Source organism: Larkinella sp. C7 (assembly GCF_006149005.1).
Classification (GTDB): domain Bacteria; phylum Bacteroidota; class Bacteroidia; order Cytophagales; family Spirosomataceae; genus Larkinella.
Genome location: NZ_VBSL01000008.1, coordinates 39158 through 51074, shown reverse-complemented (window position 1 = coordinate 51074; position 11917 = coordinate 39158). Strand labels below are relative to the sequence as shown.

Sequence of the window (11917 nt, the reverse complement as noted above, 5' to 3'; positions counted from 1 at the left end):
AAGATGACGCCGTTCTCTACTTCTTATAATTGCAAAATCATTCCTTTGAATTATGCCAGATTACAAAGGAGATGCCTATTCCTCACAAAATCCTCTAATTAAATTCATTTCTATGAAGAACATTTCCATCATGAAGGCAATTTGCCTGCCTGGGTTCTTGCTGCTTCTTCTGGTTGGGATGCCTGCGCTGGCGCAGCAACGTACCCTGACAGGAAAGATTACGGGTGACAAAGGGGAGGTGCTGCCGGGAGCTACCATTCTTTTGAAAGGTACCACAACCGGTACTTCAGCCAATGCCGAGGGTATGTACAGTCTCCCGATTCCGGCCGACCAGACGAACGGCACGCTGGTCGTCTCGTTTATTGGTTATCTTTCGAAAGAAGTACCCATCGGGAATCAGTCCACGCTGAACGTTACCATCGACCCTGATTCCAAAGGATTGCAGGAGGTTGTCGTCGTGGGGTATGGCACCCAGAAAAAAGAATCGATAACGGGGGCCATCTCGGCCGTAACGTCGCGCGATGTGGGGCGGGTTCATGCGGCTACTGTTACCGGAACGCTGGCCGGTAAGATTCCGGGCGTGCAGTTCCGTCAAGCCGATGGCCGGCCGGGTGCGGCTGCCAACATTCAGATCCGGAACATGGGTGGCAATCCCCTGTTCATCATCGACGGGGTGCCGAAAGACAAAACCCAGTTTGATAACCTCTCGCCGAACGACGTCGAAACCATTACCGTTCTGAAAGATGCCTCTGCTTCCATCTACGGCTCACGGGCGGCCAATGGCGTGATTATCGTGACCACCAAACGCGGGGTCGTTGGGCAGAAAAGCACCATCAACCTGGACGCTTACTACGGTTTTCAGAACTGGACCCGGTTTCCGACGGTTGTGAACGCCTATGAATGGAACCTGGGCAAAGCCGAAGCCGAAGTAAACCGCAACGGCACTACAGCCATCACCCAGGCTGAATTAGACAAGTATAAAGCCGGCACCGAATACGGTTACCAGAGCTTTGACTGGTATGATTTCATTATTCAGCCCAACTCGCCCCAGTCGAACATCAACCTGAGTGCCAGTGGTGGCTCGGACCGGATCAATTACTACATCTCCGCTACCCGCCTGGACCAGAATTCGGTGATGGGTCGTGAGTTTATATTCAATCGTTCCAATATTCAGTCGAACATCGACGTCCGGGTTACGGACCGGATTAAAGTCGGACTGACAATTGCCGGGCGGCAGGAAACCCGCGAAAATCCAGGGGTGCCGGGTGGCGACGATTATGTGGCGCCCAAATTTGCCATTCTCCGCAACCGGCCCGGCGAACGCCCCTACGCCAACGATAACCCCGATTACATCAATACGATCAGCAATCCGGCCTCCAACTGGGGCTACCTCAACTACGCGCGGTCGGGTTTTCTCAAAGAAGTCTATTCGTCGATAACCCCGCAGGCTACGGTCGAATACCAGACACCCATCAAAGGCTTGTCGGTCAAGGGCTTGTATTCGTACATGTTCCGGGATTCGCAACGTGAGGTGTTTGAGTATACTTACGATACCTACACCTACAACCCAACCACCCAGCAGTATAACCGGACGGGAGGCAGCCAGAATCCGTACCGGCAGCGGGTGGTAAACAAGATTGACGAAAATATCGGGCAGTTGCAACTTCTGTATACCAACACCTTTGGCAAGCACTCCATCAATGCCATTGCCCTGACCGAGCGGCTCAAGAAGCGCGAACGGAACGTAGAGGCTCGTACCGTGCCCAAAACCAATTCGTTGCCCGTGATGCAGTTTGCCGATATTGTCGCTTACAATGATGCCGACTTCACGCAGGCCAGAGTCGGTTACATCGGCCGGGTGAATTATGGATACGCCGACAAATACTTCCTGGAAGTGGCCGCCCGGCGCGATGCCTCCTGGAAATTCTCCCCCACCAAACGCTGGGGCACCTTCCCATCGGTTTCCATGGCCTGGCGAATTACCGAGGAACCTTTCTTTAAGGCATGGACCAACGACGGGGCCTTCCTGAATGACCTCAAACTGAGGGCGTCCTACGGGATGCTGGGTGATGATAACGTCCGACCCAACAACGCGGACCTCGACGCCTTTGCCTACAATCCTGGCTACAACTACAACACCGGCGTGGGCATCATGTCGGGAACAACGACCGTTGCGGCCCGCGACCGGGGGATTGCCTTCGACCGGATTTCGTGGCTGAAGGCCAAAGTGACTGACATCGGGGTGGATTTCTCGCTGCTGAACAACAAAATCACGGGTACGCTCGATTATTTCCGGCGGGTGCGCGACGGGTTGCCCGCCGTGAAGAGCGACGTGTTTGTACCCAGCGAACTGGGCTACGCCCTGCCGCAGGAGAACCTGGAGCGCGATGCCGTGGTTGGTGGCGAAGCCTCGCTGGTGTATAATGGCGACATCCGGGGCGTCCGGTTCACCATCGGTGCCAACATTTCCTACGCCCGGAACCGGTTCCTGAGTCCCTACAATCCGCGCTACGGCAACTCGCTGCTCGAATACCGTGAATCGCTGGAAAACCGCTGGAGCAACATTTTCTGGGGATATGAAGCCGTCGGTCAGTTTCAGTCGCAGGAAGAGATCAACAACTACGTGGTCAACAACGACGGACAGGGCAACCGGACCATGATTCCGGGCGATTTGATTTACCGCGATCAGAACAACGATGGGGTCATCAACAGCCGCGACGAACGGCCCATTGGCTACGGCATCAACAATACACCCATTCTGTCGGGTGGTCTGAACTTCACCCTGCAATACAAAGGCTTTGATTTTGCAATGGATTTCTCCGGCGGCACGATGATGGCCATCAACCGGCAGTTTGAGCAGCGCAACGCCTACCAGAACACCGGGAATGTGCCGCGCCTGCTTTTCGATGACCGCTGGCGCCGGGCCGATCCGCTCAACCCGGATAGTCCGTGGATTGCCGGTACCGAAATCCCCCTTCGCTACAACGATACCGGACACAGCAACATCAATAAAAATTCGACCTGGTGGCTCCTGAATATCAGTTACCTGCGCAACCGGACGATGGAACTGGGCTATACCCTGCCGGCGCTGCTGACCCAGAAAGTGAAGATCCAGAAGGCCCGTCTGTTTGTGAACACCTACAACCTGTTCTCCATTGACAACACCCACCCCTACGGCATCGACCCCGAAGTGCAGGACGAAAACGGGCTGCAATACCCGCAAACCAAACTGTTCAATTTTGGCCTGAACCTGAGCTTCTAAACCGACCCTGCCATGAAGAAAACTATTTTATCGCTCGTCGCTCTCTTTTCGTTAACGACCGGCTGCAAGGAAGATGCTGAATTCCTGAATATCAAGTCCACCAACATTCTGCTGGTCGATGAGGTCTATAGTGACCCCCGGCTGGTGTTGTCGGCGGCAACGGATCTGTATAACCGCATTCCCGACCTGGTCGAACCCGCTAATTTTGGAATCATGGCCAGCTTCGATGAGGCTTTTGCCTCGGGCGACTACGGGCGGCATCAAAACCGGGAATACAGCTACGACGACTGGAACCTCTGGGACTATGGCTACATCCGCGAAATCAACCTGTTCATCGAGCGGGTCAATGCCGCTACCCGGCTGAGTGCGGCCGACAAGGCCCGGTTCGCAGCCGAAGGCCGGTTTCTGCGGGCCAATGCGTATTTTGAGTTAGTCAAACGGATGGGTGGTGTGCCGTTGGTTACCGAGTCGCTGACCTACGATTACAGCGGGGATGCGAGTTACCTCCGTAAACCCCGCGCCAAAGAGTCGGAGGTGTATGATTTCGTGATCAGCGAGTTTGAGGCCATCAAATCGATTCTGCCGAAAACCCCCAATGAAAAATCCCGCGCTACCTACGGGCTGGCTCTGGCTTCGAAGGTCCGGGCTGCGCTCTACGCCGGTTCCATCGCTAAATACGGAGTCAATACGCCAACGGTTTCGCTGCCGAACGGCGAAGTGGGCATTCCGGCTACCAAGGCAAACGCCTATTTCCAAACCGCTCTGACGTCGGCTCAGGAGTTGATTACCTCCGGGCAGTATGCACTCTATCAGAAAGCACCCGACCTCTCCACCAATTTTGCCAATATTTTTCTGGACAAAGCCAATAACCCGGAGGTCATATTTGTCGAAGATTACAAGCTGCAAAGTGGTAAGATTCACAGCTTTGCGCTCGACAATCAGCCCCGCGCCATCACCGAAGAAGGCGAACGCGGGGGACGTCTGAACCCTTCGCTCAACCTGGTGCAGTCGTTCGAAAAATTAGACAACTCGTTTGCGCCTTTAGCCATCAATAAGGGCAACCCAAACGACTATATTTACTACGATAAGCCCGAAGACCTCTTCGCCGACCGCGACCCGCGTTTGCAGGGAACGGTGCTGGTGCCGGGGGCGATCTTCAAAAACCGGCCTATCGATATCTTCGCCGGGCTGGTGTTGGCCAATGGCAGCATTCTGTCGGGCGACCAATTGGGCCAACTTAAGGCGGTCAACGGGGTTTCGGTGCAGGTGGTGGGTTTGTCAGGACCCATCGACGGCTACGATGGCTCGGCTCAGGGCGGTTTTTACATGCGGAAATACAATGACCCCGTAACGGGTTCGGGCCAGATTGGAACACAGAGCGAGGTCTGGAACGTGCGCTATCGCTACGCCGAAGTGCTGCTCAATGCCGCCGAAGCTGCTTTTGAACTGGGGCAGAATGCGGTGGCCGCCGGTTATCTGAAACAGGTGCGCGACCGGGCAGGCCTAACCAAAGCCCTCACCCCGGGCGAAGTCACGTTCGACCGGATCGTTCACGAGCGCAAAGTGGAACTGGCCTACGAAAACCACCTCCTCTGGGATATGAAGCGGTGGCGCCTTGCCCATGTCGTCTGGGACGGCAGCAACTCCGACCTGACCACCCAGCCCGGCAAGGCCACCGAACCCAGTACGCGGGTCTATAGCCTCTGGCCGTACAAGGTGTATAATCCCGGTGGGGCCAACCACAATAAATGGGTGTTCCGGAAGGTGCTGTCGGGCCGGGTAACGCAAAGCCACGTTTTCCGATTGGGCAACTACTACTCGCGAATCACGGATGCCATTATCAATAATAACCCTACGATTGTCCGTAACCCTAACCAATAAGCGAATGGGCGGAGCGAAATACCGCCTGGTATTTCGCTCCGCCCCGCGACCTACTTAAAGCCATGAAAATCTCCCTCATTTACCTTGTCCTTCTGCTGCTGGTCGGTCTGACCGGGTGCGAACTAGACAATTTCGAACCGCCCAAATCCACGTTTGAAGGGCGGATTGTGTACAAGGGTGAACCCCTGCTGATCCAAAGTGCCAACGTTGCGGTGGCCAACAACTCCGATTTTCCGGTTTTTCTGGAACTCTGGCAGAAAGCGTATAACAACCGCAGTTCGATCCGGATACCGATCAAACAGGACGGCACCTTCTCGTCGCTGCTTTTCGACGGCGACTACAAACTGATTGTTCCCAACGGACAGGGGCCTTTTCTCTGGAAACGAACAGCCGCTAATACCCCGGATAGTCTGGACATCAAGATTCAGGGCAGCCAAGCGATGGACATCGAGGTGGTGCCTTATTACATGCTTCGAAACCCGAAAATTTCGAACAATGCCCGGAAAATAACCGGTAGTGTTTCTCTCGAAAAAGTGATTACCGATGCGGCCAATGGCAAGACGGTCGAGCGGGTTTCGTTGTACGTTAACAAAACCCAGTTTGTCGATGCGGGCAATAGCCTGAACAAAGCCGACCTGGCCGGTGCCGACATCAAGGACCTGGCCAATGTGAGCCTGACCACGGGCGAACTGCCCGCGCTGGTTCCGTCACAAGGGTATGTGTTTGCCCGCATTGGCTTGAAAATTACGGGTGTAGAAGACATGATCTATACCCCGGTACAGAAAATTACTTTGTAATAGATTGGTTGGTAATGCCTACTAAGCGACAAAGGTTCGGAATCGCCGGTTTTGGTTGTGAACCTTTGTACTTAGTGTTTTGATAGTCACCAACAACCTATACAGAGTAAATCGTTAATCGCTTTTAGCTTATGGTTTAAACGAACCGGGACTATGTTGATGAGTTGACTCAGAAACTATAAACCGTAAACTATAAACTATTTTTTACTAAGTACTTAGCCTCGATTCAATGAGATACTTTCTTTTCCTGTTTGTCTTTCTGGGCGCAGTGGCCCGCGCTCAGGTACCGGTCGATTGGTCGAAATTTACCAAAAGTGGCCCCACAACGGTTTCGCAGCAGGGGAGTGACCTGGTGGTGACCTGGCCCGCTGCGGGTAAAGAGAAAGGGCGGCTGGTAATTAACCTGGCCGCCGATAAGCCACTTTTCAGCCACATTCAACTTTCGAAGGTCGGGAAGTTTAGCAACATAGCCACCGACCTGAACCCGGCTTTCGTGCTCACGGTGGGCAAGCGGGATTTGGTCTCACAGAACGGCTGGAACATTTTTTTCGATAAAACCAACCGGTTGCCGCACAAGGCCTACGCCGTTGAACTGGCCAAACGGTCGGCCAGCGTCAGCACCGTTGGCTCCCGAACCGTGCTGCGAATTGGCGAAGTCGCGGCCGCATCGTTCAAAGGCGCCATCGAAATTACCGTGTATCAGGGCAGTCCGCTGTTCAACGTGGCAGCTGTGATGGCAACGCAGGTCGACTCGACCGCCATTCTCTACGATGCGGGTCTGGTGAGCAAAACCGGCAGCGGCTGGACGTCACTGGCCTGGTCGGACACGGAGAACCGGATGCAGGAAATGCCGGTCGACCTGTCCGTTCCGAATAAGGCCCAGGCGGTTAAATACCGGACCATCATGGGCAGTGGCCCCAAAGGAACGCTGGCGGTTTTTCCGGCTCCCCACCAGTATTTCTACCCGCTGGACGAAGCGTATAACCTCGATTTTACGTGGTATGGCACCGGGTACCGCAGTCTGGTTCCGGAATTTGGCATCGGCATCCGGCAGGATTTGATGGGCGACCGGCGGTGGGTACCCTGGGTGAATGCGCCCCCCGGCACCCAGCAGCGGCTCAACTTTTTCTGTTTGCTCAGTACAGACAAGCCCGCCGAAACGCTGGCCGAGGTGAAGCGGTTCACACACAACGACAAGTACCCGGTGGTGCCGGGCTACAAAACGATGTCGAGCCACTTTCACAATGAATTTACGATGAAGGTGGTGCTGGCGGGTAAGCCTATTCCGGAAAATCCCAACTTCGTGAAGGTGTTCAAGGACCACGGGGTTGATATCGTTCACCTGGCGGAATTTCACGGTCCCGGGCACCCCAAAGGCCCCGATAGCCTGCGGCTACGAGAACTGAAAGCGCTGCATGAGCAGTGTAAACGGCTGTCGGACAAGGACTTTTTGTTGCTGCCCGGCGAAGAACCCAATAATTTTTTTGGGGGACACTGGCTGTCTTTTTTTCCGAAGGATGTGTACTGGATTATGTCGCGCAAGCCCGACATGCCTTTTGTTACCGAAGACCCCAAATACGGAAAGGTTTACCGGATTGCCGACAAGCACGATATGCTGAAGCTGCTGGAAGCTGAAAATGGCCTGGCCTGGACGGCCCACGCCCGCACCAAAGGCTCGACGGGGTATCCGGATAAATACAAGGAAGAAGCTTTTTTTAAGTCCGACCATTTCTTCGGAGCGGCCTGGAAGAATATTCCGGCTGATTTATCGGAACCGAGACTGAGTCGCCGGGTGCTGGATTTGCTGGACGATTACTCGAACTGGGGGCACAAAAAACACGCCATCGCGGAATCGGACATCTTTACGATGGAACCCGAAAACGAAACCTATGCCCACCTGAACGTCAATTATATGCAGATGGACAAACTGCCCGACTACAGCGCGGGCTGGCAACCGGTTCTGGACGTCATGAAACAGGGGAAATTTTTCGTGACCACGGGGGAAGTCATGTTGCCCACTTTTACGGTCAATGGCAAAGGGGCAGGCGAAACGCTGACCTTACCGGCTAGTGGAAAAGCAACAATCAACCTGAATGTAAACTGGACCTTCCCGTTGACGTTTGCCGAAATTATCTCCGGCGACGGCAAACAGGTGTATCGCGAACGCATCGATTTAACAAACACCTTGCCCTTCGGCAAAAAAGCATACCGGTTCGACACGAATCTCAAAAACCGTACGTGGGTGCGGGTCGAAGTCTGGGATGCCGCCATCAATGGGGCCTTCACCCAGCAGGTCTGGCTCGAAACCCCGAACTAATCGCTCAACTCTTGATCTATGAAAGTATCAATTTTTATCCTGTTGCTGGCCTTCGTGCTGCACCAGGGCTGCACGAGAACTGCCCAGTCCGGACAAACAAATGGATCGGGACAGACTCGTTCCACCACGGAAAAAACCGCCCGCCGGGGCGAAGTGCTTTTTCTGGGCCACCGGAGCAAACACCACGATTCGGGGAAATATGCGCCCTGGCTCGCCATTTCCCTTTTCAAAAAAGGCGTCAATCTGACCTATACGGTTAATGTCAACGACCTCAATACCGAAAATCTGGCCAAATACGACGGGCTGGTGATCTATGCCAACCACGACAGCCTGCCGCCCGCACAGGAAGCGGCTTTAAAGGCGTTTGTAGAGGGCGGAAAAGGGCTCATCCCCCTGCATTCGGCTTCGGGCTGTTTTAAAAACTCGGATTGGTACATCAACACCATCGGGGGGCAGTTCAAGTCGCACAAGGCGGGGGCGATTGCGACAACCATCGTGGCCAAAAAACACCCGGTGATGCAGGGGTTGGCGCCGTTTACCACCGCCTGGGACGAAACCTACGTACACCAGCGGCTTAATCCCGATATGACCGTGCTGACAACCCGGCAGGAGGGAGACCGGCAGGAGCCGTACACCTGGGTCCGGAAGCAGGGAAAAGGACGGGTTTTTTATACCGCTTATGGCCATAACGACAGCACCTGGACCAATCCCGGTTTTCGAGAACTGGTGAACCGGGGCGTGTTGTGGGCCATTGGGGAGCCGGTAACCAAACAGATTGCCAAATTGGCGATTCCGAACGTGGACATCTATGAGTCGGCCAACATTGCCATTGCGGACTACACCAAACGGCACCGCGTTCCAGCCATGCAGGTGGCGCTGAAGCCCGACGAGTCCAAAAAACTGATGCAGGTGCCGGCCGATTTCGACATTCAGTTGTTTGCCGCCGAACCCGACATTACGAATCCCATTGCCATGGCGTGGGATGAACGCGGGCGGCTCTGGATTGTGGAGTCGGTCGATTACCCGAATACTTTTCTGGAAACCGACGGAGCCGCCAACGACCGGATCAAAATTTGTGAAGACACCAACGGCGACGGGCGGGCCGACAAGTTCACCGTATTTGCCGACAAACTGAATATTCCCACCAGCATGGTGTTTGCCAACGGTGGCGTGGTGGTTTCGATGGCTCCGCACTTCGTTTTTCTGAAAGATACCGATGGCGACGACAAAGCGGATGTGCGGGAGAACATCATGACCGGATGGGACAAAAATGACACGCATTTTGGCCCCTCGAACCTGCAATACGGCTTTAACAACAAGATTTGGGGCGTGGTGGGCTCCGGTTTTTCCGGCACAACCCGCGACGGCAAAAACCTGAATTTCAGAACCGGCGTCTATAACGTCAATCCCGACGGAACCGGTTTCGACTTTCTGGCCAATACGAGCAACAATACCTGGGGGCTGGGGCTTACGGAAGATAATAATGTGTTTATTTCCACCGCCAACAACACCCACAGCGCGTTCTATTCGATGCCCGCCCGTTACATGCAGCGCAACCTGCCCGGCTCCACGGTGCTGTCCGTCCAAAAAATCGACGGGCATTACGATTCGCACACCCTGACGCCGAATCTGCGGCAGGTGGATGTGGTGGGGGGCTTTACCTCGGCCGCCGGACACCATTTTTACACCGCCCGCAGTTTTCCGAAGTCATACTGGAACCGGGTGGCGTTTGTGTGTGAACCAACCGTTCGGCTGATTCACAACGCCATCATCGAGCCGAAAGGAGCCGGTTTTGCTGAACACGATGGCTGGAATATGCTGGCCAGTTCGGACGAGTGGGTTGGTCCCGTTCACGCCGAGGTTGGCCCCGACGGGGCGCTGTGGGTGGCCGACTGGTATAACTTCATTATTCAGCACAACGTTTTCGTGGAGCGGCAGGCACCGTCCGAGATGGTACTGCCGTTCAAGGAGCAGCCGCGTGGGCAGGGGAATGCCTTCGACAGCCCGCTGCGCGACATCAATTTTGGACGCGTTTACCGCATCGTTTACAAAAAAGCAAAACCGTACCAGCCCATCATCTTGTCGAAAAATGAACCGGCTGGCCTGATTGCGGCCCTCAAAAGTGACAATATGTTCTGGCGGATGAACGGGCAGCGGCTGATTGTGGAGTCGAAAAACACCAGCCTGCTGCCGGAACTCTATAAAATCATCGCCAATCCCGAAGTAGACGAAATCGGTCTGAACAGCCCCGCCGTTCACGCCCTGTGGACGCTGCACGGTTTGGGCGCTTTGACGGGCTCGAACGCCGAAGCCATTCAGGCCGTTTCCAAAGCCCTGACCCACAAGGCCGCCGGTGTGCGTAAAGCCGCCGTCGAGGTGCTGCCTGCCACAGCCCAAACCCTGGATATTCTCCAGAAAGTAGGTTTGCTGGACGACGCCAGCCTGAATGTCAGGCTGGCGGCCATGCTGGCGCTGGTGCCGTTGCCACCCTCCGAAACCGTCGGAGCCGCGTTATACCGGGCCGCTCTCCGTCCCGAAAACGATAGCGATGAGTGGATTGGCCGCGCCTTGTTTGCCGCAGCGGCCGTTCACCGCGACGGTTTTCTGGCCGCAGCGGCCAAGTCTCCCTCCAAAGGCGCAGAGAATGCACTGGTTGGCCGGTTGCTGGCGGGCATCAACAAAGAGGTGTACACGCTGCAACGACGGGCGGTCATCACCCTGCCCCCCGATGTGACGGGCAAGGAGATCATTCTGAAAGGATCGGCGGCTAAAGGAAACCGCCCGATGGAGGGCTTCATTGTCGGACATGGTGGTCGGGAAGGGGGCTACGGACTGTATGTGAAAGACCGTCGCCTGACGATGGTGGTGAAGCAAAACGGGCAGGTGTATGCGACCAGCACCACGGAACCGCTGCCCGACAATTTTGAATTTGAAGGCCGGTTGGTGAACGACGGCGAAATGCTGTTGTTCGTAAACGGGCAGGAAGCCGCCAGGGGCAAGGCCCCCTCGTTATTTACCAAACCGCTGACGGGTAGTATTCGGGTACAGCGCGACTTTGTCGATGAAAGCTCGATGGGGGCCTACGCCGGTGCCTACGACACAAAATCCTCCTTTGATTTTATGGGCAATGTGCAGAACGCCACCCTTGAAGTTCGCCAACCAACCGGCGAAGCCCGCCCGGCCACTCCGAAGAAAATCATTTCCGAAAAGGCGACGGTTTTGACCATCAAGGTGATGGAAGAACAGATGAAGTATGACACAAAACAGTTTACGGTTCGCGCCGGGCAACCCGTGGTGCTGACGCTCGAAAACCCCGACATCATGCAACACAACGTGGTGATTTGCAAACCCGGCACCGCCGAGAAGGTGGGGAAAGCCGCCGACAAGATGGCGCAGGACCCGAAAAGTGTGGAGAAACACTACGTTCCGCAACTGCCGGAGGTGGTGGCATCCAGTATTCTGGTCAACCCGGGCGAGTCGTACACCCTTGAATTCACCGCTCCAGCCAAACCCGGTGATTATCCCTTCATCTGTACTTTTCCCGGCCACTGGAGCATCATGCGGGGAGTGATGCGGGTTGAAAAAGAGCCTGAAACCAATAGCCGTTAAGCGGGAGAAAAGCCGTCAGGGGTCACGAAACGGCCCGGCAGAACCGCTTGA

Annotated in this window: 5 protein-coding genes; all 5 read left to right on the top strand. The window is 55.1% G+C overall.

What is annotated here, in order from left to right; all coding sequences use genetic code 11:
• The first annotated feature begins 112 nt into the window (after positions 1 to 112).
• The 5 genes from FH871_RS20140 (at position 113) to FH871_RS20120 (ending at position 11866) form a co-directional block, all read left to right on the top strand.
• Entirely contained in the window at positions 113 to 3262 is a 3150-nt protein-coding gene (locus tag FH871_RS20140) for a TonB-dependent receptor (protein WP_138993164.1), read from the top strand.
• 12 nt (positions 3263 to 3274) lie between these two features.
• Entirely contained in the window at positions 3275 to 5143 is a 1869-nt protein-coding gene (locus FH871_RS20135) for a RagB/SusD family nutrient uptake outer membrane protein (RefSeq protein ID WP_138993163.1), read from the top strand.
• A gap of 62 nt (positions 5144 to 5205) precedes the next feature.
• On the top strand, positions 5206 to 5940 hold the full coding sequence (locus tag FH871_RS20130; RefSeq protein WP_138993162.1) for a DUF3823 domain-containing protein: 735 nt from the start codon (positions 5206 to 5208) through the stop codon (positions 5938 to 5940).
• Between the two features lie 229 nt (positions 5941 to 6169).
• A complete protein-coding gene (locus FH871_RS20125; RefSeq protein ID WP_138993161.1) occupies positions 6170 to 8257 on the top strand; it encodes a hypothetical protein in 2088 nt (695 codons plus the stop codon).
• 18 nt (positions 8258 to 8275) lie between these two features.
• The gene (locus FH871_RS20120) at positions 8276 to 11866 is read left to right on the top strand and encodes a PVC-type heme-binding CxxCH protein (protein ID WP_138993160.1); all 3591 of its coding nucleotides are present in this window, start codon (positions 8276 to 8278) and stop codon (positions 11864 to 11866) included.
• The last annotated feature ends 51 nt before the right edge of the window (positions 11867 to 11917 follow it).